25 protein-coding genes are annotated in these 23,112 nt (G+C 59.0%); 17 read left to right on the top strand and 8 right to left on the bottom strand.

All coding sequences use genetic code 11. From position 1 onward, the window contains the following. Nucleotides 1-701: 701 nt before the first annotated feature. From QRN70_RS06630 to QRN70_RS06610, 5 genes are all read right to left on the bottom strand, one after another. Nucleotides 702-2,459: an ATP-dependent nuclease gene (locus tag QRN70_RS06630; RefSeq protein ID WP_285416494.1), complete on the bottom strand. Its 1,758-nt coding sequence runs from the start codon at nucleotides 2,457-2,459 to the stop codon at nucleotides 702-704. Beyond that, the gene (locus QRN70_RS06625) at nucleotides 2,456-3,481 is read right to left on the bottom strand and encodes a DNA cytosine methyltransferase (RefSeq protein ID WP_285416492.1); all 1,026 of its coding nucleotides are present in this window, start codon (nucleotides 3,479-3,481) and stop codon (nucleotides 2,456-2,458) included. Before QRN70_RS06625 ends, QRN70_RS06630 begins: the two co-directional genes overlap by 4 nt. A gap of 366 nt (nucleotides 3,482-3,847) precedes the next feature. Continuing rightward, nucleotides 3,848-4,405: a Smr/MutS family protein gene (locus QRN70_RS06620; RefSeq protein WP_285416490.1), complete on the bottom strand. Its 558-nt coding sequence runs from the start codon at nucleotides 4,403-4,405 to the stop codon at nucleotides 3,848-3,850. Between the two features lie 74 nt (nucleotides 4,406-4,479). Further along, entirely contained in the window at nucleotides 4,480-4,800 is a 321-nt protein-coding gene (locus QRN70_RS06615; RefSeq protein WP_007960009.1) for a hypothetical protein, read from the bottom strand. A 144-nt stretch (nucleotides 4,801-4,944) separates the two neighbouring features. After that, nucleotides 4,945-5,535, bottom strand: a complete 591-nt coding sequence (locus QRN70_RS06610; protein ID WP_285416489.1) for a cysteine hydrolase family protein — start codon at nucleotides 5,533-5,535, stop codon at nucleotides 4,945-4,947. A gap of 239 nt (nucleotides 5,536-5,774) precedes the next feature. On the opposite strand from QRN70_RS06610, the gene prmB reads away from it, so the two are divergent. Beyond that, nucleotides 5,775-6,683, top strand: coding sequence for a 50S ribosomal protein L3 N(5)-glutamine methyltransferase (prmB, locus tag QRN70_RS06605; RefSeq protein WP_285416488.1), 909 nt, complete (start codon nucleotides 5,775-5,777; stop codon nucleotides 6,681-6,683). A 106-nt stretch (nucleotides 6,684-6,789) separates the two neighbouring features. Here the strand turns inward: prmB and QRN70_RS06600 are convergent, their stop codons facing one another. Both QRN70_RS06600 and QRN70_RS06595 read right to left on the bottom strand, forming a co-directional pair. Further along, nucleotides 6,790-7,581, bottom strand: coding sequence for a hypothetical protein (locus QRN70_RS06600; RefSeq protein ID WP_285416487.1), 792 nt, complete (start codon nucleotides 7,579-7,581; stop codon nucleotides 6,790-6,792). A 99-nt stretch (nucleotides 7,582-7,680) separates the two neighbouring features. Beyond that, on the bottom strand, nucleotides 7,681-8,634 hold the full coding sequence (locus QRN70_RS06595; protein WP_285416486.1) for an alpha/beta hydrolase: 954 nt from the start codon (nucleotides 8,632-8,634) through the stop codon (nucleotides 7,681-7,683). Between the two features lie 130 nt (nucleotides 8,635-8,764). Between QRN70_RS06595 and aroC the strand changes: the two genes are divergently transcribed. The 5 genes from aroC to mtnC all read left to right on the top strand — a co-directional run bounded on the left by aroC (nucleotide 8,765) and on the right by mtnC (nucleotide 12,985). Continuing rightward, the gene (gene aroC, locus QRN70_RS06590; RefSeq protein ID WP_285416484.1) at nucleotides 8,765-9,856 is read left to right on the top strand and encodes a chorismate synthase; all 1,092 of its coding nucleotides are present in this window, start codon (nucleotides 8,765-8,767) and stop codon (nucleotides 9,854-9,856) included. Nucleotides 9,857-9,890: 34 nt separating this feature from the next. After that, nucleotides 9,891-11,036, top strand: a complete 1,146-nt coding sequence (locus QRN70_RS06585; RefSeq protein WP_285416482.1) for an MFS transporter — start codon at nucleotides 9,891-9,893, stop codon at nucleotides 11,034-11,036. Then, the gene (locus QRN70_RS06580; protein WP_285416481.1) at nucleotides 11,033-11,659 is read left to right on the top strand and encodes a methylthioribulose 1-phosphate dehydratase; all 627 of its coding nucleotides are present in this window, start codon (nucleotides 11,033-11,035) and stop codon (nucleotides 11,657-11,659) included. Before QRN70_RS06585 ends, QRN70_RS06580 begins: the two co-directional genes overlap by 4 nt. A gap of 92 nt (nucleotides 11,660-11,751) precedes the next feature. Continuing rightward, on the top strand, nucleotides 11,752-12,297 hold the full coding sequence (locus QRN70_RS06575) for a 1,2-dihydroxy-3-keto-5-methylthiopentene dioxygenase (RefSeq protein WP_285416480.1): 546 nt from the start codon (nucleotides 11,752-11,754) through the stop codon (nucleotides 12,295-12,297). 4 nt (nucleotides 12,298-12,301) lie between these two features. After that, a complete protein-coding gene (gene mtnC, locus QRN70_RS06570; RefSeq protein ID WP_285416478.1) occupies nucleotides 12,302-12,985 on the top strand; it encodes an acireductone synthase in 684 nt (227 codons plus the stop codon). Between the two features lie 179 nt (nucleotides 12,986-13,164). Here mtnC and QRN70_RS06565 read toward each other — a convergent pair whose 3' ends face one another. Beyond that, nucleotides 13,165-13,443, bottom strand: a complete 279-nt coding sequence (locus tag QRN70_RS06565) for a DUF3509 domain-containing protein (RefSeq protein ID WP_285416476.1) — start codon at nucleotides 13,441-13,443, stop codon at nucleotides 13,165-13,167. A 142-nt stretch (nucleotides 13,444-13,585) separates the two neighbouring features. Here QRN70_RS06565 and QRN70_RS06560 point away from each other — a divergent pair, with 142 nt between their 5' ends. From QRN70_RS06560 to QRN70_RS06510, 11 genes are all read left to right on the top strand, one after another. Next, nucleotides 13,586-13,837 (top strand): hypothetical protein, encoded by a 252-nt coding sequence (locus QRN70_RS06560; RefSeq protein WP_285416475.1) that lies wholly within the window; start codon nucleotides 13,586-13,588, stop codon nucleotides 13,835-13,837. After that, entirely contained in the window at nucleotides 13,834-15,672 is a 1,839-nt protein-coding gene (locus QRN70_RS06555) for a long-chain-acyl-CoA synthetase (protein WP_285416474.1), read from the top strand. Before QRN70_RS06560 ends, QRN70_RS06555 begins: the two co-directional genes overlap by 4 nt. 96 nt (nucleotides 15,673-15,768) lie before the next feature. Beyond that, nucleotides 15,769-16,287 carry an ankyrin repeat domain-containing protein gene (locus QRN70_RS06550; RefSeq protein WP_285416473.1) on the top strand — a complete coding sequence of 173 codons (519 nt, stop codon included), beginning with the start codon at nucleotides 15,769-15,771 and terminating at the stop codon, nucleotides 16,285-16,287. Between the two features lie 134 nt (nucleotides 16,288-16,421). Next, the gene (locus QRN70_RS06545) at nucleotides 16,422-16,952 is read left to right on the top strand and encodes a hypothetical protein (protein ID WP_285416471.1); all 531 of its coding nucleotides are present in this window, start codon (nucleotides 16,422-16,424) and stop codon (nucleotides 16,950-16,952) included. 71 nt (nucleotides 16,953-17,023) lie between these two features. Then, nucleotides 17,024-17,215 (top strand): PLDc N-terminal domain-containing protein, encoded by a 192-nt coding sequence (locus tag QRN70_RS06540; protein ID WP_007960694.1) that lies wholly within the window; start codon nucleotides 17,024-17,026, stop codon nucleotides 17,213-17,215. A gap of 237 nt (nucleotides 17,216-17,452) precedes the next feature. Next, nucleotides 17,453-18,328 carry a polyamine aminopropyltransferase gene (gene speE / locus QRN70_RS06535; protein WP_285416469.1) on the top strand — a complete coding sequence of 292 codons (876 nt, stop codon included), beginning with the start codon at nucleotides 17,453-17,455 and terminating at the stop codon, nucleotides 18,326-18,328. 230 nt (nucleotides 18,329-18,558) lie between these two features. Continuing rightward, nucleotides 18,559-18,792, top strand: coding sequence for a hypothetical protein (locus QRN70_RS06530; RefSeq protein WP_285416468.1), 234 nt, complete (start codon nucleotides 18,559-18,561; stop codon nucleotides 18,790-18,792). Between the two features lie 211 nt (nucleotides 18,793-19,003). Further along, nucleotides 19,004-19,351, top strand: coding sequence for a ribonuclease E inhibitor RraB (locus QRN70_RS06525; RefSeq protein WP_285416466.1), 348 nt, complete (start codon nucleotides 19,004-19,006; stop codon nucleotides 19,349-19,351). 535 nt (nucleotides 19,352-19,886) lie between these two features. Next, entirely contained in the window at nucleotides 19,887-21,296 is a 1,410-nt protein-coding gene (locus QRN70_RS06520) for a circularly permuted type 2 ATP-grasp protein (RefSeq protein ID WP_285416464.1), read from the top strand. A gap of 12 nt (nucleotides 21,297-21,308) precedes the next feature. Beyond that, nucleotides 21,309-22,259, top strand: coding sequence for an alpha-E domain-containing protein (locus QRN70_RS06515; RefSeq protein ID WP_285416463.1), 951 nt, complete (start codon nucleotides 21,309-21,311; stop codon nucleotides 22,257-22,259). Further along, nucleotides 22,256-23,059: a transglutaminase family protein gene (locus QRN70_RS06510; protein WP_285416461.1), complete on the top strand. Its 804-nt coding sequence runs from the start codon at nucleotides 22,256-22,258 to the stop codon at nucleotides 23,057-23,059. The genes QRN70_RS06515 and QRN70_RS06510 overlap by 4 nt, the downstream gene beginning before the upstream one ends. Nucleotides 23,060-23,112: the final 53 nt, after the last annotated feature.

Genomic DNA, 23,112 nt, shown 5'->3' with positions numbered 1-23,112 from the left:
AAAGTAACGTGTCACATGATTGCCCGTTGTGGCCTTGAGGGCGAAGTCGTCGGGTTCGAATCCATTTCTCTCAATTAATAATCCAGTCGCTGCTTTACCCAAGGCTCTCGGCGATGGGTGAAAAGCAGCTCTTTGTTCGTGATTATATGACGCGACACACCCACATCAGTAAGGCAAGGGATAAGATTGGAATGGAAAACGATATGGGGAATAAGAGCAGTCGAAGCTGCGGCGATGTAGCAACAATTTTTAAACAAGCAGCAAGGTGCTTTAACATTATTCGGTACTCAAATCAGTTTATGAAGTTGAGTTCCCGGTTGATTCAAAGCACCCTGAGATCGATCTAGGGAGGATGAAGATCTGCCCAGAAACGCCCTTGTGAGGGCAGCGGGCTTGCACCTTGGAATTGAATTGATCCTAACTCCAGAGCGTCGGCTCTGCAATAGGATTAGAAGTGAGATTGGCCAGTAAGGCGCGAGTGCTCTGAGAGTCGCGGAGCGCCCAGTGTCATGTAGGTAAAATTTGCCGGCCCGTATGCAAAATAATGCCCTCAGTGCTAATGTGGGCTATATGCATACGGTTTAAAATAGTACCGTGGCTCGTGCGGGTATTTAGGCAAATAATACTCCAGTGCAACCAGGGAAAGGACGTGTTCGCTTAGCTCAGCAAGTAGATGATGCCCAGCAAAAAGTAATAATAGGTTAATCTTTTTCGAGCATGGTTACTTTTTCCTGCAATTCTGCGGCTAAAGTCTGCACCTTCAAATCTACATGCGATCCTTTATTTTCTTTGCCCAGAAGAAAGCTAAACAAAATCGCCTGAGCTTGGCTGGTTCTGTCAGATCCAATTTTGTATAATTCGTCCCGTACCGCATCCTTATATTTAGCGTTGGTTGCATTCGGGTTGCGAAGCAACTTATGATTTGGGTTCAATAACTGCAGGAAAATCTCTTCTGGGCAGACTTCGTTGATAAAGGCTACGTGTTTTTTGCACCAATTTATCCACGCGGCTAAATCTTGTCTTGTTCCAACAATGGATACATCGTTGCCTTTTAAATATTCGATGTGTTCTTTAGTTGATTTTTCTGATAGTGAGCTCGGATCAAGATCTATAATTGTTTTAATATCCAGTTGATCACCATCAAGCACCATCAAAACATTCGCATCAGTCTGAGCATAGGCGCGCGCTTGGTTTGATAACATCTCAGATGCGCCAACCTCGGCCCCAGTCACTACTATCTTTCTTGATAGTTCTTTTGGTATGTATTTGAGAGCTTTTTTTACTAATTCTTCAAGGAGGATGTCCTCTGTAACTATTGTGATTTTGTCTTTTTCTATATGTCCGAGTCTATGAAATGCTGAAGCTTTGGTAGGTTTGCTCCGAATAGTAATGCCATGCTGGCTCTCATCAAGAACTACTAGGGCCTCAACAGGTAAAAGATCTACAAACGTCGGAGAGTGCGAAGAAATAATAACTTGTAGAAATTTTTCTTTCACTACCCCCAAAATGTACTCGAGTAGTCTAGCTTGAGCACCCGGATGGAGTGATGTCTCAGGCTCGTCTAGTAAAACTAAGTCATATTTTTTAACTTTGTTGAGGGAAAGTATATAGTTGACAACAGCAAGCTCGCCACTTCCCGCGAAGCACTCAGAGTAGCTTCGTTGCTCGGTCTCGAATATCACACTGCCCGAAAAATTTCGATCATATAGAGAGTGATTGATGTATCGTGCAGATATATAATTTTTCTGCAAGATTTTATTTATTGTTTTTAAGTTGTCTTCATTGATTTCGAAGTTTTCTTTAATTCTTTCAACTCGGTAATAACTTAGTTTTTGGCGTTGCTGATCAATCGCAATTTTTAGTTGTCGAGAGTATTTGACAAAGTTGTCTTGTCTTTTTTCTAGAGTGGAATTTTCAATTGAGTAGAAATATCTTTCGAATGCACTTGAATCGTTTTTTGAGTTGATGTAATGAGGGGTGCGGTCTACTTGATTCCATCTGTCGCCGGTGTCACTCATATATTCTTGATTTAAGCGGGTTTTCTGCGGCATTTTGCTCATGCGTTCTTTCTGCGCAGGTCGAGTTGGCTCCCAGTATCCATGTCTCTTTCTACCAGACATCTTTCGGCATTGAACAATTAAGTCTATTGATTTTATATAGTGAGAGTACCAATATCGATTTTGTCTGCCGGCACCAAAGTCGATGGGGTCAACAGGTGTCGAAAACCAGAAGCGTGAGGTGCTATATTTTACTGGCATGCCCCATGCCGCTTGAAGTATTGAGCTTTTGCCTCCCCCGTTAGGACCAATGACAACGGTTACTGGAAAGTCAAAGGCAATTTTCGAATCGGGAGCGAAATTTTTAAATTTCGGAAAATTGATTTCATGTATGAATCTATCAAATTTTTTGTTTTGGAAATTGTCTCTAATTTGATTGATTAATGTTTGCAAGTTGCTCATTGACCTAGCGCCTTTGCCATTGCTTTACCGTGAGCGGCGATGAAAGGTGGAGGAAGAGCATTACCAATCATCAATCCAATAGATTCCTTTCCATGAGATATATCAAATTTATAATCGTGCGGAAAGCCCTGTAGCAATGCGGCCTCCCTCAGTGTGATAGGTCGATTCTCCTCGGGATGTAAAAAGCGACCTTTAGAGGGGTTAATGCATCCGCTTGTAATGGTCGGCGAAATATCATCCCATCGCATGCGTCCATACACATCGTTATAGCCAGTGGTGTTAGAGTGGCATTTAAGGCGCATCTCCGGCGGTAGACTATGTCTGCTGCCGCCATCCTTGGGGATCGCCGCAATCAGCGCATGAATTCTTTCACTTCTTCTTGGTGAGGAGTAATCATGGACAGAGTCTCCGCTGTCGCCTGCTTTGGGCAGATTTTCAATAACCTCCCTGACGGTGATTCTTTTATCCGACTCCGTTGCTAACGCTGGCAAACCAATTCTGCTAGCAGATAAAATCAATCTCTTGCGTCGTTGTGCAACACCGAAATTAGAAACGTCTAAGATCTTGTAGTCCACAATATAGCCATGATCTTCGAGCTCTTTTACGAATTGTAAAAACTTTTCAAACTTCGCAAGTGATGGGACGTTCTCCATCATTACCATTTTGGGAAGCGTTGAAAGAGCCAGTCGGGCGAAATCGTCGATAAGGTTGTTACGCTTATCAGCAACTGGTGCGCGGCCGTTTCTCGAGCGCAACGTAGAGAATCCTTGGCATGGCGGACATCCTGCAAGTAAGTCTAATTCCCCAGGTTTGATACCGAGGTTATCCATTAACTCACCCGCAGAAAGCTTGCTTATATCTGAGCCAACGAAAGGAACGTCTTGGTGATTTATCGAATACGTATGGCGAGCCTTACCGTCGATTTCTACGGCTCCCAAGACTTTGTAGCCAGCATCCTTCAGTCCCTGCGTCAGCCCTCCACAACCTGAAAAAAGGTCGAGCGCTGTCAAATATAAAGCCATTTAGAAGTCGCCAATGTCCAAAGTGTGAAGAATTTATCCCTAAGAACGCCCTGAGCACACATGCTAATACGTCAGAGGCACAGTATTCTATGACTCTCAAACGATCATAGATTAGAACAGCCAACCTTTCTTTTAAGAGAGGTCGAAACCTGTACCATTTTTTGTACCAGTGGATAGGTTTTCACGCGGAAAGCCGTGTTGCCCTATGTGCCCAATCCCCCATTTTATTGACCCTGAATACCTAGCAGACGCCGCTTATCATAGCGGTGTAATTCTGTTCCAGGGACATGAAACTACCTGTGGGGATTTTCGCAAAGGGCAAGGGTACGGTGGCGGACACAACCCTGCAAGTTCGGTGTGACGGCTTTATTCGTCGCGGCCTTCCATCATGGTGCGTCTGAGCATCACATACACCGCGCCGGCGCCGCCGTGTCTGGCCTGGCACGAGGTGAAGCCGAGCACTTGCGGATGCTGGCGCAGCCAGGTGTTGACGTGGCTTTTGATCATCGGCCGCTTGCCGTCCAGGCGCACGGCCTTGCCGTGGGTGACGCGCACGCAGCGGATTTCGAATTTTGTCGCCTCGGCCAGAAAGGCCCAGAGGGTTTCCCGGGCCTTTTCCACGTTCATGCCGTGCAGGTCGAGGCTGCCTTCAAACGGGATCTGGCCGACCTTGAGCTTGCGCATCTGGCTTTCCTGCACGCCGTCGCGGGCCCACATCAACTCGTCTTCCGGACCGACATCGATCACGAACTGATCGGACAGGCCATCCACGGTAGTGGCGTCAGTGCGCACCGTGGCGGACTGGCGCAGCTTGGCGATCTGGGCGCGGTCAGCCTTGGGTTTGCCGGTGTCGGCGCGATCATGCTTGATCGGCCTGACGCCTTGGATCGCACTTTTGAACAGGGAAAAATCGTCGTCTTGCATGTCAGCCTCCGCGAAGGGCGGCCAGTTTACCCAAGTCGAAACAAAACGGCCCGGCAAAAAGCCAGGCCATCGCGTCAGTCGTGTTTTTTCATCAGGTGCGGCGACATGTTCAGTTCCCGCGATTGCCGCGCGCGGCGCCGGCAACGCCGCCACAGGGCCACGCCGAAATACAGGAACAGCAAGCCGACCGCGAGAATGATCGCCGAGCCGAGCGGGGTGGCGTTCAGATCCCCGAGCGCCGGCGGGCGCCCCAGCAGGCTGGCGGCACCGGCCATCGCCAGCAGCACGCCGAACGTCGCCAGGATGGCCGCGATCGCCGCGCCGAATCGAAATCGCCAGTTGCTTTGGCCTTTGGGCCGCAAGCGGCGTGCGTCAAATCCATCGGATAACTTCATTCCGACCTTCCTCAATGGGTATCGGCCCTTCGACCGGGAGTTGACCGGGTTGTTCCTGAGGCTAGGGTAATTGCAGCAAATGCGAGGCTTTAGCGGATGAGCGGCGGCATGGGCCGCCCATCAAGGCGCGATCAGGTCGATCGGTCAGATCAGGTCCTGGGTCAAGGCGAGCGTGGCGAAGTTGTCGGCCATGATCGCCATTTCGGCCTCCTGCACCTGTGCGGCGCTGAGCACGCGGCCCTTGAACGGCAGGTCGCGGGTCGCGCAGGCGTCCTCGACCAGGGTGCAGCGGAAGCCCAGGTTCTTCGCCGCGCGCACGGTGGTGCTGACGCTGGAATGGCTCATGAAGCCGCAGACGATCAGGTCCAGCGAGCCTAGCACTTGCAGGCGATCGTACAGCTCGGTGCCGTGGAACGCGCTCGGCAGCAGTTTGCCGATGATGGTTTCATCGGCCGCGGGCTCCAGGCCCGGGATGAACTCGCCGCGCTCGCCCTGCGGATCGAACAGACCGCCGACGGTGCCGAGGTGGCGTACGTGCACGATGGGCCGACCGGCCGCGCGCGCAGCAGACACCAGTTGCTTGATGTTCGCGACAGCCGCGTCCATGCCGCTCAGGGCCAGCGGGCCGCTGAGGTACTCTTTCTGGGCATCGATGATGACCACGGTGGCATGGCTCAACGTGGCCGCTGCGTAACCGCGACCGCTGAGTTGAAACATCGTTTTTGGAACGGACATTCTGGGGCTCCTTGGGGTGGGGCTTTTGCGCCATTGTCCTCTGGCTGAGCGTTTCTGTGAATCGCTACCATCGTAGGCACCGTCGTTACTGGCCTGCAGCGTTGTCAAGTTACACGTTCTGTTCAATACCTGAGCAGAAAAACGGAAAAGTACTACCAGCAACCCGGTATTTTTCCTGCGTCGTCGTGGCGCGTTTTGACTGCTAGAATCGCCAGTCGTTTTTTCTGGAGTTCTGCGCCGTGATCACTTCCCGACTTCGTACCCTGCGTGACCATATCCGTTGGGCCGTCAGCCGCTTCCATGGGGAGGATCTGTTTTTCGGCCATGGCACCGACAATGCCTGGGATGAAGCCCGGCAACTGGTGCTGGGGGCGCTGCACCTGCCATGGGAAATTGCCGACAGCTACCTCGACTGTGCCCTCGAAGACGACGAACTGGTCAACCTGCAACGCCTGCTCAAACGCCGTATCGACGAGCGCATCCCTACCGCTTACCTGCTCGGCGAGGCCTGGTTCTGCGGCATGTCGTTCATCGTCGACGAGCGCGTGCTGATCCCGCGCTCACCGATTGGCGAGTTGATCGAAAACCGCTTCGCGCCGTGGCTGGGCAATGACCCGGCGCGGATTCTCGACCTGTGCACCGGCTCCGGCTGCATCGGCATCGCCTGCGCCTACGAGTTCCAGAACGCCGAAGTGGTGCTGGCCGACCTGTCGTTCGAAGCGCTGGAAGTGGCCAACCAGAACATCGAACGCCACGGCGTCGACGAGCGTGTGTACACCGTACAGGGCGATGGTTTCGATGGCCTGCCGGGGCAACGTTTCGACCTGATCGTGTCGAATCCGCCCTACGTCGATGCGGAAGATTTCGCCGACATGCCGGACGAATACCAGCACGAGCCGGAGCTGGGCCTGGCCTGCGGTGACGATGGCCTGAACCTGGTGCGGCGGATGCTCGCCGAAGCGGCGGATCACCTCACCGAGAAAGGCTTGCTGATTGTCGAAGTGGGCAACAGCCAGGTGCACGTCGAGGCGTTGTACCCGGAAGTGGATTTCGCCTGGCTCGAGTTCGAGCGCGGCGGGCATGGCGTGTTCATGCTGACGGCGGAACAGTGCCGCGCTCATCAGGCCTTGTTCGCTTCCCGCGTTTAAAACCTGGAAGCTTCGCGAGCAGGCTCGCTCCCACAGGATTTGTGTCGTACACCAGACCTGTGGGAGCGAGCGTGCTAGCGAATGGCCGCGCTGCGGTCTCAACCCATCAGCGGTGCGTGGCAATCCAGATCAGCAAACCGGCCTGGAACACCGCAAACGCCACCAGGCAAGTAATGGTAAAGCGCAGTCCGGCGTCTTCGCGCTTGAACTTGCTGACCTTTTCTTCCTGTTTCTTCAGCTTCACTTCCTGCTCGGCCAGATTCTGTTCGGCCTGCTGGAGCATCTGCGCGGCTTCAAGGATTTCGACGATCTGCAGCTTTTCGCTGTTCCAGTCCGCGAGCAGGTCGCCGACCATCACGTCCTTGACGCTGCCCTTCAAATGCTGGGCATCGGCGTACACCACGTCGAAACCGTGCACGCGCAAAAAGTGGTCGCGGCGCAGGCGCGTGTCCTCGTTCAGCGCGTCCTTGTTGTTCAGGTCCATGCCGTCGACGGTGTAGGCGGGCCAGCGTTTTTTCGCCCAGGCGATGCCCTGGGCCGCCATGAAGCGGCCGATGCCGCGATTCAGCGGTTCGATCTGCAAGCCGCTGTCCGGGCCGAAACGCACGCGTCGGGTGCCATGATCGACCCACACGTCGAGGTGATTCTGCTCCTTGCGCACGCGCTGGCCGGGCAGCTTGATGGCCATGCGCATCAGGCTGTGCTCCTTGCCGTGGCGTTCGGCATAACCGAATTCGACAAAGCGCAGCGGCCGTCCGCCGGTGTGCCGGTCGGTCTGCAACGGTGCCAGGCGGAGCATCTTGTGGTGCTCGACGTGAACATCCGCCCAAGGCAGCTCGACCGCTGGCGGTGCGTCTTTTTCAGCGGTGGTGTCGGGTGAAGTCTGGGTATCAGTCATAACGGCGAGATCCTGTCCAAGCCCTGCTTGTCGCCAGCCGGTACGCTGGCGACAAAGGCTTATCGGCCGTTTTTTGCAGGACTGGAGGGTAAAGAGTGCTTAACGGGGGCGAAGTCCGTCGATAAATTCGAGGATACGCGTGCCCAGTTCCGCTGCCAGCGGCAAATTCGGGTCCTTGTAGGACGCCAGTTGGCGTTTGACATCGTTGGGAACGATGCGCAGCACATGATTCATGCCGTCGATCAGTGCCAGGCTGGCGTCCGGTTTTGCCAGGTTGAGCCGCCGCGCGTCATCGACCTGCACCTGCATGTCATTGCTGCCCTGCACGATCAGCGCCGGCATTTTCAGGCGGGCGAAGGCCGCTGCCGGATCTTCGCGGAACAGCGAAATCAGGTACGGCTGCACGCTCGGCCGGAAAATCACCTGCAACGGCGCGGGCACATTGTCGTCCGGGTGTCCGGCCTTGAGGCTGTCGAGCAGTTCGTTGCTGCGCTGCATCAACGCCGGCGGCAACTGCCGGGCCAGTTGCTGGCGCAGGACCTGGTCGATCGGCCGGGCACTGCCGGACAGGGAGATCACCGCGGCGGCCCCGGCCTGCGGCGCGGCGAGGGCGGCGATCAGTGCGCCTTCGCTGTGGCCGAGCAGAATCAGCGGGCCGAAGCGCGGATCAGCCTTGAGCTGGCGGCTCCAGGCCACGGCGTCCGCGACATAGGCATCGACGCTCAGATTACGCTCGTCCGGCGTGGCCGCCAGGCTCGCGGCCACGCCGCGCTTGTCGAAGCGCACGCTGGCGACATTGTGTTTGGCCAGCACCCAGGCCAGCCGTTTGAGGCTGTCATTGCGCCCGCCGTCGGGGTTGTTGCCGTCACGATCGGTAGGACCCGAGCCGGAGATAATCAGGACAACCGGCACCGGGCTGTCGGACTTCGGCAGCAACAGCGAGCCGAAAAGTTCTCCGCTGCCGGTGTCCAGAGTGACCGGACGTTGCAGGACAGTCGCTTGGGCGAAGCCGGTAAACAGGGTAAGGCTCAAGATCAAAACTCGCAGCATCATCACGCCATCATTGGTCAGGGTGCCGGTTGGACTCGGCAACACCGCTAAGGTTCGAGGATGAACTAGTCGGTTAGCCTGCGTATACTGGCGCGCATCACGAATTTGGGTTCGATTTCACGGAGCGTCCTGCATGTCCGGCAATACCTACGGCAAGCTGTTCACTGTCACCACCGCGGGCGAGAGCCATGGTCCGGCGTTGGTCGCCATTGTCGACGGCTGCCCGCCGGGCCTGGAGATTTCCCTCGAAGACCTGCAGCGCGACCTCGATCGCCGCAAGCCGGGCACCAGCCGCCACACCACCCAGCGCCAGGAAGCCGACGAAGTCGAAATCCTTTCCGGCGTGTTCGAGGGGCGTACCACCGGTTGCGCCATCGGCCTGCTGATCCGCAACACCGACCAGAAGTCCAAGGACTACTCGGCGATCAAGGATCTGTTCCGCCCGGCGCACGCCGACTACACCTACCACCACAAATACGGCGAGCGCGATTATCGCGGTGGCGGCCGCAGCTCGGCGCGGGAAACCGCCATGCGTGTGGCGGCCGGCGCAATCGCGAAGAAATACCTGGCCAGCCAGGGCATCGTCATCCGCGGCTACATGAGCCAGCTCGGGCCGATTGAAATCCCCTTCAAGACCTGGGATTCGGTGGAAGAAAACGCCTTCTTCAGCCCGGATCCGGACAAGGTGCCGGAGCTGGAAGCCTACATGGACCAGCTGCGCCGCGACCAGGACTCGGTCGGGGCGAAGATCACCGTGGTCGCCGAGGGCGTGATGCCCGGCCTGGGCGAGCCGATCTTCGATCGCCTCGATGCCGAACTGGCCCATGCGCTGATGAGCATCAACGCCGTCAAAGGCGTGGAAATCGGTGCCGGTTTCGCCTCGGTGGCCCAGCGCGGCACCGAACACCGCGATGAACTGACCCCGCAAGGTTTCCTCAGCAACAACGCCGGCGGCATCCTCGGCGGCATTTCCTCCGGCCAGCCGATCGTCGCTCACCTGGCGTTGAAGCCGACCTCGAGCATCACCACCCCGGGCCGTTCCATCGACATCCACGGCAACCCGGTCGAGGTGATCACCAAGGGCCGTCATGACCCTTGCGTCGGCATCCGCGCCACGCCGATTGCCGAGGCGATGATGGCCATCGTGCTGATGGATCATCTGCTGCGTCACCGTGGGCAGAACGCCGATGTGCGCGTCAGCACTCCGGTGCTGGGGCAGCTTTAATGGCTGACCTGCAAGCCGCTGCGGTCTGACGGGCGTGGCGGCGCTCCCGTACTGGCGGCTGTCCAGCTTCTATCTGTTCTATTTCGCCTTGCTCGGTTCGACAGCGCCGTTTCTGGCGCTGTACTTCCATCACCTCGGTTTCAGCGCCGCGCGCATCGGCGAGCTGGTGGCGATCCCGATGCTGATGCGCTGCGTGGCCCCGAACATCTGGGGCTGGCTCGGCGACTACACCGGCAGACGCCTGGCCATCGTGCGCTTCGGCGCGGTGTGCACGCTGCTGACGTTCTCGCTGATTTTCGTCAGCCAGAGCTACGCCTGGCTGGCGATGGTCATGGCGTTGCATGCATTCTTCTGGCATGCCGTGTTGCCGCAGTTCGAGGTCATTACCCTCGCGCACTTGCAGGGGCAGACCTCGCGCTACAGTCAGATTCGCCTGTGGGGCTCGATCGGTTTCATCATCACCGTGGTCGCGCTGGGGCGTCTGTTCGAATGGCTGAGCCTGGACATCTACCCGGCGGCGCTGGTGCTGATCATGGCCGGTATTGTCCTCAGCAGCCTGTGGGTGCCGAATGCGCAACCGACGCCAGGCAGCCGGGTGGCCGGCGAGGGCTTTCTCAGGCAGTTGCGCAACCCCGGGGTGCTGGCGTTCTATGGCTGCGTGGCGCTGATGCAGATGAGTCACGGGCCGTATTACACGTTTCTGACCCTGCATCTTGAACAACTGGGTTACAGCCGTGGCGTGATCGGCATGCTCTGGGCGGTCGGTGTGGTCGCGGAAGTGCTGATGTTCATGGCCATGAGCAGGATTCTCGCGCGCTTCTCGTTGCGCCGCGTGCTGCTGGCGAGTTTTCTGCTGGCGGCGCTGCGCTGGTTGCTGCTAGGTTCGTTCGCCGAATTCCTCTGGGTGCTGTTGTTCGCGCAGGTGTTGCACGCCGCAACCTTCGGCAGCTTTCATGCGGCTGCCATTGCGTTCGTGCAACGTAGCTTCGGCGCGCGTCAGCAAGGCCAGGGCCAGGCGCTGTATGCGGCGCTGGCTGGCACCGGTGGCGCGCTCGGCGCGTTGTATTCCGGTTACAGCTGGAATGCCCTCGGCGCAACATTGACCTTTAGTATTGCCAGTCTCGCGGCACTCGCCGCTGCCGTTATCATTGCCACACGTATGCAAGAGGACAGGCCATGAGCCTTACGCGTGAACAACTCGCCCAGCAAATCGTCGACGCCGGGCGTTTTCTTTATGGCCGCGGCTGGTCGCCGGCCACCAGCAGCAATTATTCGACGCGGCTGTCGCCGAGCGAAGCGCTGCTGACGGTGTCCGGCAAGCACAAGGGCCAGTTGGGTGTGGATGACGTGCTCGCCACAGACCTGCGCGGCAACAGTCTGGAACCGGGCAAAAAGCCGTCCGCCGAAACCCTGCTGCACACCCAGTTGTATAGCTGGCGCGCGGAAATCGGCGCCGTGCTGCATACCCATTCGGTGAACGCCACGGTGCTGTCGCGCCTGACGCCGGATGACTTCATCGAGTTCGAAGACTACGAACTGCAAAAGGCCTTCAGTGGCATCTCGACCCACGAATCGCGGGTGCGTGTGCCGATTTTCGACAACGATCAGGACATTGCGCGCCTCGCCGCCAAGGTGCAGCCTTGGCTCGACGCCCATCCCGATTGCGTCGGTTATCTGATTCGCGGCCACGGTCTGTATACCTGGGGCGCGCAGATGAGCGATGCCCTGCGGCAGATCGAGGCCTTCGAATTCCTGTTTGAATGCGAGTTGAAAACCCGCAGCGTCATGAACCGCCAAGGCTGACTTCACCAGAAGCCGCCCATTCGCCTGATGAAATGCACTGCCCGACCGGTCTGCAAGAACCGGACGGCAAGGCCGATACCGAGGAATTTCCCATGAGCAGCCTGTCCGTCTATCACGTTTCCAGCCCTGACATCCCGAACAAGGTGCTGACCCATTTCGAAGATATCGCTTCGACGCTGGCCGAGCAGGGCGTGCGCTTCGACCGCTGGCAAGCCGCCGCGAAAATCCAGCCCGGTGCCAGCCAGGAAGAAGTGATCGGCGCCTACCGGGAGCAGATCGACCAACTGATGACCGAACGCGGTTACATCACCGTCGATGTGATCAGCCTCAACAGCGATCACCCGCAAAAGGCTGAACTGCGCGCCAAGTTCCTCGAAGAGCATCGTCATGGCGAGGACGAAGTACGCTTTTTCGTTGCCGGCCGTGGCCTGTTCACCCTGCACATCGACGATTACGTCTACGCCGTGCTGTGCGAGAAGAACGACCTGATCTCGGTGCCGGCCGGCACCAAACACTGGTTCGACATGGGCGAGAACCCGCACTTCGTGGCGATTCGTCTGTTCAACAACCCGGAAGGCTGGGTGGCCAACTTCACCGGCGAGGACATCGCCGGCCGCTTCCCGCGCCTGGAGGACTGAGCCGATGTCGATCAAGGTCATTCTCACCGACATCGAAGGCACCACCAGCGCGGTGAGCTTCGTGTTCGACGTGCTGTTCCCGTATGCGGCCAAGCACCTGCCGGACTTCGTTCGCCAGAACGCCACGCGCGCGGATGTCGCCGAACAACTGCAGGCGGTGCGCCGCGACAGCAATGAGCCACAGGCCGACGTCGAGCGGGTCGTGGAGATTCTTCTCGGCTGGCTCGCGCAAGACCGCAAGGCCACGCCGCTCAAGGCATTGCAGGGCATGGTCTGGGAGCAGGGTTACCAGGCCGGGCAGTTGCAGGGGCATGTGTACCCGGACGCCGTTGACGCACTCAAGCGCTGGCATCAGGCCGGTTATCGCCTGTTCGTGTATTCGTCGGGGTCGATTCAGGCGCAGAAGCTGATCTTCGGCTGCTCCGAGGCGGGTGATCTGACGCCGCTGTTCAGCGGTTACTTCGATACGACGTCGGGGCCCAAGCGCGAGGTGCAGTCGTATAGCAACATTCAACAGGCCATTGGCGTCGAGGCAGAGCAGATCCTGTTCCTTTCCGACATCGTCGAGGAACTTGACGCCGCGCAGGCGGCGGGTCTGCGAACCTGTGGCCTGGCCCGTGATGGTGGCGAGCTGGAAGGGCATGTGACGGTCGACAGCTTCATTGCCATCGAACCGGAAGCGTTCTGACTTCGCCCTGAAGAAGTCGACAAAACTCTGCAGGAACTGCCGAGTAAAACCAGGCTGCGAGGCTCGATCCAGTAAACAGCCCGCAACGTGCCGCAGCCGCTGCAAAGAGCACCGCGCAAAAACAAACAGGCCGCCCAGCGAAAGCTGCGCGGCCTGTGTTGTTTAACTCGGTGGAACGATTACAGCGAGTGATACGTCGGCAGAGCGAAACGCTGCTGGCTCTGCAGCATGGCAATCTGCGGCAGCTCGCTGGCCTGTTCGGCCAGGTCGCGGCGAATCGCGCTGATCGCCCACGACAGTTGGTCAGCGGCATGCAGCTGCTGATAGGACAGTGCGCGCTTGAACACCTTGCCGTCGCTGCTGCGCAGGGTCAGCAGAATCCCGCCATCAGGACGCGGCGCGGTGGTGACTTCGAAGTTGGAGAACAGGGAGGTAAATTTTTCTTGGATCAGGTTCATGTCTATCAGCTCCGTATGCACTTGAATGGCAAGCATGTACAGAGAGTTGCAGTGATTGTGCCAGCAGTGAAATTTAAAAAAACGCTTATAAATCAATAAGTTAAAAAATTTTCATTTTGAAGTGGTCGTGCAATCTGCATGAATGGCCATCGTGCATCCTGCATTTTGCGGGATCAGCGCCGATCCGGTTGAACCAATCCCCAAGCGCATGATCGCGCTTTGCCGCATTCCCCCTGCGGATACAAAACATTGCAAAAACCGCGTGTACAGCGGCGAAAGCGCTGACGTATTTTCGGCTCAGACCTTCGCCGCCAACGCGCCGGTTGCCGCACCTGATTGCCCGACAATAAAAATCACCGGCCTGCACGCCAAGGTCGAACGGGAGCCGCCATGAGGCACGCGCCAAGCGACACGATTACCTGGGGCATGATGCTCCGCAAGTTGCCGACCATCGCCAGGGCCATCCCGCGGGTGGTGAAGGGCATGAAAGTCGCCAATGTCACGGATCCGACGCAAACCTGCGGCCTGGGCTGGACGTTCGAGCAGGCAACCCTGCGCAATCCCCACGGCCCGGCGCTGTTGTACGGTGACGTGGTACTCAGTTACACACAGGTCAACCAGTGGGCCAACCGCATCGCGCACTATCTGCTCGGGCAGGGCGTCGGCAAGGGCGATGTGGTGGCGGTGTTCATCGAGAACCGCCCGGAATTGCTGGTGACCATCCTCGCCCTGGCCAAGGTCGGCGCCGTCAGTGCGCTGCTCAATACCTCGCAGACCCGTGACACACTGATCCACAGCATCAACCTGGTGGCCCCGGTGGCGATCGTGGTCGGCGAAGAATTGCTGCCGGCCTTCGCTGGCGTGCGCGAGCAGGTATCGATTGACGCCGCACGCAGCTGGTTCGTCGCCGACCAGGACACCTTCAGCGATCCCGGTATCGCCCCTGAGGGCTACGTCAACCTGATCAGCGCCAGCGCCGATGCGGCGGCCGACAACCCGGCCAGCAGCCGGCAAGTGTTCTTCGACGATCCGTGTTTCTACATCTACACCTCCGGCACCACCGGCCTGCCCAAGGCCGGGGTGTTCAAGCACGGGCGCTGGATGCGCAGTTCGGCGAGCTTCGGCATGATTGCCCTGGATATGCGCCCGGACGATGTCGTCTATTGCACCCTGCCGCTGTATCACGCCACGGGCCTGTGCGTGTGCTGGGGCTCGGCGATCAACGGTGCCTCCGGTTTCGCCATCCGCCGCAAGTTCAGCGCCAGCCAGTTCTGGAGCGACGTGCGCCGCTATCGCGCGACCACCCTGGGCTACGTCGGCGAGTTGTGCCGCTATCTGGTGGATCAGCCGGCCAGCGCCGAGGACAGTCGCCACGACGTGCGCAAAATGATCGGCAACGGCCTGCGCCCCGGTGCCTGGGCCGAATTCAAGACGCGTTTCGGTGTCGAGCACATCTGTGAGCTGTACGCCGCCAGCGACGGCAATATCGGCTTCACCAACATCCTCAATTTCGACAACACCATCGGTTTTTCCCTGATGGCCTGGGAACTGGTGGCCTACGATCACGACAGCGGTGAGCCGCTTCGCGGTGCCGACGGCTTCATGCGCAAGGTCGGCAAGGGCGAGCAGGGCCTGCTGCTGGCGCGCATCGATGACAAGGCGCCGCTCGACGGTTACACCGATCCGCAGAAGACCGCCAAGGTGGTGTTGCAGGACGTGTTCGCCAGCGGCGACCGCTACTTCAATACCGGTGACCTGCTGCGCAACATCGGTTTCGGCCATGCGCAGTTTGTCGATCGGCTCGGTGATACCTACCGCTGGAAGGGCGAGAACGTCTCGACCACCGAAGTTGAAAACCTGCTGCTGCAGCATCCGCAGATTTGCGAAGCGGTGGCCTATGGCGTGGAAGTCCCCAATACCAACGGCCGTGCCGGCATGGCGGCGATTACCCCGGCCGAATCCCTGGCGACCCTGGATTTTGCCGAACTGCTGGCCTTTGCCCGCCAGCGCATGCCGGCCTATGCGGTGCCGCTGTTCCTGCGGGTGAAGGTCAAGATGGAAACCACCGGCACCTTCAAGTACCAGAAAACCCGCCTGAAAAACCAGGGTTTCGACCCCGCGCAGACCGGCGCCGACCCGATCTATGCCTGGTTGCCCGGCAGCCAGACCTACGTGCAGGTCAGCGCCGAGATCCTGGCCGAGATTCATCAGGGCAAACACCGTTATTGATTCTGGCTATCAGTGCTCGTGAGAAAAAGGGGGTGACAGCGCTCGCCGCGCTCGGGAAACTGTCGGCTTTCCGATTGACCGAAAGTGGAGTTGCCCATGTCCGACCAAAGCCGCCAGATGACCCCCGAAGAAGCTGCCGAATTCACCGAGCAGGTATTCAACAAGGCGCGCGAAGGTGATGCAGTGATGCTCGATCGACTGATCAGCGCCGGCCTGCCGGTGAACCTGAAGAACAGCAAAGGCGATACTCTGCTGATGCTCGCCAGCTACTACGGCCACGTCGACGCGGTGCAGGTGCTGCTCAAGCACAAGGCCGATCCCGAGTTGCGCAACGGCAACGGCCAGAGCCCAATCGCCGGTGCGGCGTTCAAGGGTGACCTGGCAGTGGTCAAGGCCCTGGTGGAGGCGGGCGCGGAAATCGAAGGCTCGTCGTTCGACGGTCGCACCGCGCTGATGATGGCGGCGATGTTCAACCGCGTTGAAATCGTCGACTACCTGATCGGCAAAGGCGCCAACCCGCAAGCCAAGGATGCCAACGGCGTGACCGCACTGGACGCCGCGCGCACCATGGGTGCGGTCGATACCACGGCGCAGCTGGAAAAACTGCTGGCCTGACACGGTCAAAAGCTCGCAGCCTGGCGCCGCACCTGCACGGATTCCCTGCAGGTGCGGCGCCAGGCTGCGAGCTTTTGCTTTGTGCGCTATTCTTCGCGCCCTCCAAATTCCCCTTCGCTACAGGATTCGCCCTCATGAAAGCCGCTCTCGCCGAACTCATCAGCAAAATCAGCTCCGGCTGCATGGGCGAAGACGAAATCCTGAAAGTCGCCGACGAAGCGGCGCAGGCTTACGCCGATGCTGACGCCTTCCTGGCGGCCAACCCGGACGTCAACTACGACGAGACCTTCCCGATTCCGCTGGGCGAATGGGTGGTGGTCGGCAGCCTGCCGGAAACCGTGCTGTTTCAGGCGGACACCTACGTGGATCTGTTCGCGCAGATCGTCGCCTCGTTCGGCCCGGGCGTCGAATTCAACCTCAAGCCCAAGCAATTGGCGAAAACCGAGGCCCTGACCGCGCTCAATCGCATCCAAGTGCAGATGAGCAGCCTGAACAAGGAAAACGGCGGTTACACGTTGATGAACTTCAGCCAGTTGCTCGACGACGAGCTGCAGGTGGTGCTGGTCTACGGCAACGACATGGCACGGGTGCTGGACCTGTGCGCCGAAGTCGGCATTGCTGCGGCGCCGTCGCTGGAAGCGCTGAAGGTCGCCGTTCACGTCTGAACGCAATAAAAGGGAACCCTGGTCAAGCCCGTCTATCCTAAAAGTGCATGCCACCACTACGGAGCGACACCATGGGTTCCACGTTCAACGGTCTGATCGGCCTGATCATTCTTGCCCTCGATATCTGGGCCATCATCAACGTGCTGAAAAGCGGTGCCGAAACCGGGATGAAAATCCTCTGGGTCCTGCTGATCATCCTCTTGCCGGTGTTGGGCCTGATTATCTGGGCGATTGCCGGGCCGCGGGGCAATGTACGGGTTTAGCCACAGCTTTGAATGCACCCCATAACCTGGGGTAGCGGGCTCGCCAGCGATAGCAGCGCAACGGTTTCACTGAGAGGTCGCGGCGACTGCATCGCTGGCAAGCCAGCTACCACAAGGTTATGCGGATTGCCGATGAACTGAGGTTCGACCTGTCATCTTCGGCAACGTAGAATGCGCGCCTTTCCCGGGCGATCGTCTCCACGATCGGCGCCCGCGCATTCATCGGAGCACTCGACCATGACCGTCACCAAGACCAGCGAATACCTGGAAACCCTCTACGAAGGCTACGGCCAGCGTTTCCGCATGGAAAAACTGCTGCACGAAGTGCGCACCGAACACCAGCACCTGGTGATCTTCCAGAACCCGCGCATGGGCCGGGTGATGGCGCTGGACGGCGTGATCCAGACCACCGAAGCCGACGAATTCATCTACCACGAAATGCTCACCCACGTGCCGATCCTCGCCCACGGCACCGCCAAGCGCGTGCTGATCATCGGCGGCGGCGACGGCGGTATGCTGCGCGAAGTGACCAAGCACGCCAGTGTCGAGCACATCACCATGGTCGAAATCGACGGCACCGTGGTCGACATGTGCAAGGAGTTCCTGCCGAACCACTCCAGCGGCGCCTATGAAGATCCGCGCCTGAACCTGGTGATCGACGACGGCATGCGTTTCGTCGCCACCACCACGGAAAAATTCGACGTGATCATCTCCGACTCCACCGACCCGATCGGCCCGGGCGAAGTGCTGTTTTCGGAAAACTTCTACCAGGCCTGCCACCGCTGCCTGAACGACGGCGGCATCCTGGTGACGCAGAACGGCACGCCGTTCATGCAGATCGACGAAGTCAAGACCACCGCCGGTCGCCTGCGCAGCCTGTTCCCGGACTGGCACTTCTACCAGGCCGCCGTACCGACCTACATCGGCGGCTCGATGACGTTCGCCTGGGGCTCGACCAACTCGGCCTACCGCAAGCTGAGCCGTGAAGTCCTGCAACAGCGCTTCATCGGCAGCGGCATCGTCACCCGCTACTACAACCCGGAAATCCACATCGGTGCCTTCGCCTTGCCGCAGTACGTGCTGCAGGCCATCAACAAGCCAAGCAACGACTAAACCCTGCAAAACCCTGTGGGAGCGGGCCTGCCCGCGAAGGCGTTGTGTCAGTCGACCTCTGTGTTGAATGATCCAGCGCTTTCGCGGGCAAGCCCGCTCCCGCAAAGGCTTGAAGCCCACTGAATATATTTTTTTTCATGTTCGTCCGTTGCAATCCTTTTGAACGATCATTCCGGCGACAAGTCGAGATAGGTGTAAGCCCATTTGCGGGTTTGATCGAGGAGGCACCGATGCAAAAGTGGAAAGTCACTTTCGTGGATGACCACGGTGAAATTGTCGACGAGGTCTTCGAACGTGAGGAATGCCCGTCCGATGACGAAGCCGCACGGCTGATCAAGGAGCGGCTTCTTCCGGTCGCTGCCAAGCTGGATCTGAACGATCTGGAAGGGCGCACCGCCGATGCCGGGGTGAAAAACCTCAAGACCCAGAACGGCATCGAAATCCGCAGCATCACACCTGTCTGAACACTTCCTGTCATCTTGTAAACCAGGCCTTGGCAGCGCCTCTATCTTGGCGCTACTCTGCAAACGAGATCAGCGAACGGATCGCTAAGGTCTGGTCTTGTCAGCTACATGCTTGTTTCCCGTAGGCAACGCGGTTGCCGCAGCATCCGGCCAGTGGGGCGCGGTGCAGGGAATACGGAAAGTCTATCCATCAATGCGAGGGGGACGATTCATGAGCACAGCCTATCAAGAAGACATCAGCAGCAGCGTGCTGCGCCGCATGAAAGAAGGCGGTTTCGATTTTTCCCGATTCCATCCCATCGAGTTCTACGCCATTTTCCCGGACGAGGACCGGGCGCGCAGGGCGGCAGGCAAGTTTCGCGGTGAGTCCATCAATGCTCAGGTCAGCAAGCGCGACGATGGCGCCTGGCATCTGGAACTGAGCAAGGTGATGTACGCCACCTACGACGACATTGGTGATTTCGAGCAGGGCTTTTCGGCGGTGGTCGAGCCGCTGGGTGGCATCATCGAGGGCTGGGGCGTGAAGCAGGAGGTGCGCAATCGCCACCGTCTGAACTGATCGCGGGTGACAGATATCGAGCAGCGGCTGACCTTCGGGTTGGCCGTTGTCGTTTATGCACATCAAAAGATCGCAGTCTTCGGCGGCTCCTGCAGCTTAACGTGCAGGCGCTGGCGCAGGCTGCGATCTTTGGCTTTTGCTTTCAAAACGTTTCAACCAAGCAAAAAAAAGCCACCGCAGAGGGTGGCTGAAAGGGAAGACCGATAAGGACGGGAAACCGGTCAGGATCAAGGCTTTGCGGGCTGCCTGAGCCGGTCGGAGCGATTGCGCTGAACACTTCGTCAGGGAAGTTTGTCCAGCGGATGCGCGGATTATCCGCAGCCGCCGGACAGCAGTGAAATCAACTCTGGCTATGCTGGTGATAGGCGACCGCACTGCGTCGCAATGAGGCGGGGGCAATCAGGTTGGCGCATTTGTCGCACAGGAATGGTGCGGCGCGTCTGGCGTGATTATCCAACCGATTGAAATCAAAGCGTTTATGCCGATGGCACGGGCCTTGCGATGGTCCGGATGTCCGGGTGACAAGGAGTACGGCATGATCCGCACCTATTTTGATGAAATGTACGATGCCGGCGGCCACGTCCGCCCGCATTACCGGGAGTTTGCCCGTTGGCTGGCCGACACGCCTGACGAGCTGCTGGCTCAACGCCGCCGCGAGGCCGATCTGCTGTTCCATCGCGCCGGAATCACCTTCACGCTCTATGGGGACGAGCAGGGCACCGAGCGCCTGATTCCATTCGACACCATTCCGCGCAGTATCCCGGCCAGTGAATGGCGGATCGTCGAGCGCGGCTGCATCCAGCGGGTCAAGGCGTTGAACATGTTTCTTGCCGACCTGTACCACGAGCAGCGCATCATCAAGGCCGGGATCATTCCCGCCGAACAGGTGCTGGCCAACGAGCAGTACCAGTTGGCGATGCAGGGCCTGGACCTGCACCGCGACATCTATTCACACATTTCCGGCGTCGACCTGGTGCGTGACGGCGACGGCACCTATTACGTGCTCGAAGATAACCTGCGCACCCCGAGCGGTGTGAGCTACATGCTCGAAGATCGCAAGATGATGATGCGGCTGTTCCCGGAGCTGTTCGCCGCCCAGCGCATCGCGCCGATCGACCATTATCCGAACCTGTTGCTCGACACCCTGAAAAGCTCCAGCCCCATCGACAATCCCAGCGTCGTGGTGCTGACGCCGGGACGTTTCAACAGCGCATTTTTCGAGCACGCGTTCCTCGCCCGGGAAATGGGCGTGGAACTGGTCGAAGGCGCTGATCTGTTCGTGCGCGACGACAAGGTGTTCATGCGCACCACCGACGGCCCGAAAGCCGTGGACGTGATCTATCGCCGTCTCGACGACGCCTTCCTCGACCCGTTGGCGTTCCGTCCGGATTCGATGCTGGGCGTGCCGGGGCTGCTGTCCTCGTATCGCTCCGGCAACGTGGTGCTGGCCAACGCCATCGGCACCGGGGTGGCCGACGACAAGTCGGTGTATCCGTTTGTCACCGAGATGATCCGCTTTTATCTCGATGAAGAACCGATCCTCAAGAACGTGCCGACCTGGCAGTGCCGCAACCCCTCGGAACTTTCCCACGTGCTGGCCAATCTGCCAGATCTGGTGGTCAAGGAAACCCAGGGTTCCGGCGGTTACGGGATGTTGGTCGGGCCAGCGGCAACCACGGCGGAAATCGATGCGTTCCGCGAACGGATCAAAGCCAAGCCCCATGCCTATATCGCGCAACCGACACTGTCGCTGTCGACCTGTCCGACCTTTGTCGAAAACGGCATCGCGCCGCGCCATATCGACCTGCGCCCGTTCGTCTTGTCCGGTCGCGAAACCCGGGTGGTCCCCGGCGGTTTGACCCGTGTCGCCCTGCGTGAAGGCTCCCTGGTGGTGAATTCCTCCCAGGGCGGCGGTACCAAGGACACCTGGGTGGTCGAGGATTGAAGGAAGCTTGCCATGTTGAGTAGAACTGCCTCGGATCTGTATTGGATGTCGCGTTACCTGGAGCGGGCGGAAAACCTCGCACGGATGCTCGATGTCAGTTATTCGCTGTCGCTGATGCCGCAGGACGGCCGTGGCGACGGTCTGCACGAACTGGCGATGCCGTTGCTGATCACCGGCACCCTGGACGATTACCTGGAGCGTCACGGCGAACTGCATGCCGAACGCCTGCTGCATTTCTTTGCCCTCGATGCGGCCAATCCGGCGAGCATCTACAGCTGCCTCGGCGCGGCGCGCGCCAGTGCCCACGCGGTGCGTGGGCGGATCACCGCCGACATGTGGGAGAACATCAACGCGACCTGGCTGGAGATCCGCGGGATCGCCGAGCAGGGCCTGGGACGTTACGGCATGAGCCGTTTCTGCGAGTGGATCAAGGAGCGTTCGCACCTGTTTCGCGGCGCGTCCTACGGCACGATCATGCGTAACGATGCGTTCCGTTTCATTCGCCTGGGCACGTTCATCGAGCGGGCCGACAACACCTTGCGCCTGCTCGACGCGCGCTACGAAATGGCCGGCGATCGGGCCGAGGCGGTCAGCGACGGCACCGCGCACGCCTATTACCAGTGGAGTGCGCTGCTGCGGGCGTTGTCGTCCTTCGAGGCGTATACCGAGATCTACCGTGACGCACCGGGCGCGCGGCATGTCGCCGAGCTGCTGCTGTTGCGCGCCGATGTGCCGCGCTCGCTGCGCGCCTGCACGGAGGAAATCGACCAGATTCTTGCGCAACTGCCGGGGGCCAATGGCCGACCGGCGCAGCGCCTGGCGGCGGAAATGGATGCCCGCCTGCGCTACACCGGCATCAACGAAATCCTCGCCGAAGGGCTGCATGCCTGGCTCACCGAGTTCATCCCGCTGGTGCGCCAGCTGGGCAACGCCATTCACAGCTCCTACCTGGAGGCCGCATGAGACTTTCCATCAGCCACGAGACCACCTATCACTACGAAGATCAGGTGCGGGCGAGCATCCAGTACCTGCGCCTGACCCCGCATGACAGCGAGCGCCAGCACGTGCTCAGTTGGCAGCTTGACCTGCCGCGCCCGGTGCGCGCCCAGCTCGATCCGTTCGGCAATATCCTCCACGTGCTGACCATGGACGAGCCGCACGAAGCGATCATCATCGGCGCGCGTGGCCAGGTCGACATCGACGAGTTGCGCGAGGCCGAGCATGAGAGTCAGTCGGCGCTGCCGTTCCTGCGCTTCACTCGCCTGACCGAAGCCGATGAAGCGCTGCGCGCATTTGCTGACAAATCCTGCAAGCAACGCCGCGATCGCAGCGCGCTGATCGATCTGATGCACGGTTTGAACCAGCACATGACCTACACGCCGGGGTCCACCGAAGTCGCCACCAGCGCCGCCGAAGCCTTCGCCGGTCGCGCCGGGGTTTGCCAGGATCACACCCATGCCTTTCTGGCCTGCGCGCGCAGCCTGGGGATCCCGTCGCGCTATGTCTCGGGTTATCTGTACAGCGAGGATTGCGAACATCTGGCCAGCCACGCCTGGGCGGAAGCCTGGCTCGACGACGCCTGGTACAGCTTCGATGTGACGAACCAGTTGGCCCGGCCGGAGCGTCATCTGAAACTGGCGGTAGGCCTGGATTACCTGGACGCCTGCCCGGTGCGCGGCATGCGTCGGGGCGGAGGGAGCGAGCAGATGCATGCGAAGGTGTTCGTGTCACCGACGCCGGTCATCTCCGTGCAACAACAGTAGATCCGGGGTACCGCTATCGCTGGCAAGCCAGCTCCCACAGGATTAGCGCGGAT

The sequence above is a fragment of the Pseudomonas sp. efr-133-TYG-5 genome, from assembly GCF_030209175.1.
Classification (GTDB): Bacteria; Pseudomonadota; Gammaproteobacteria; order Pseudomonadales; family Pseudomonadaceae; genus Aquipseudomonas.
This window is presented reverse-complemented; position numbering and strand designations above follow the sequence as displayed.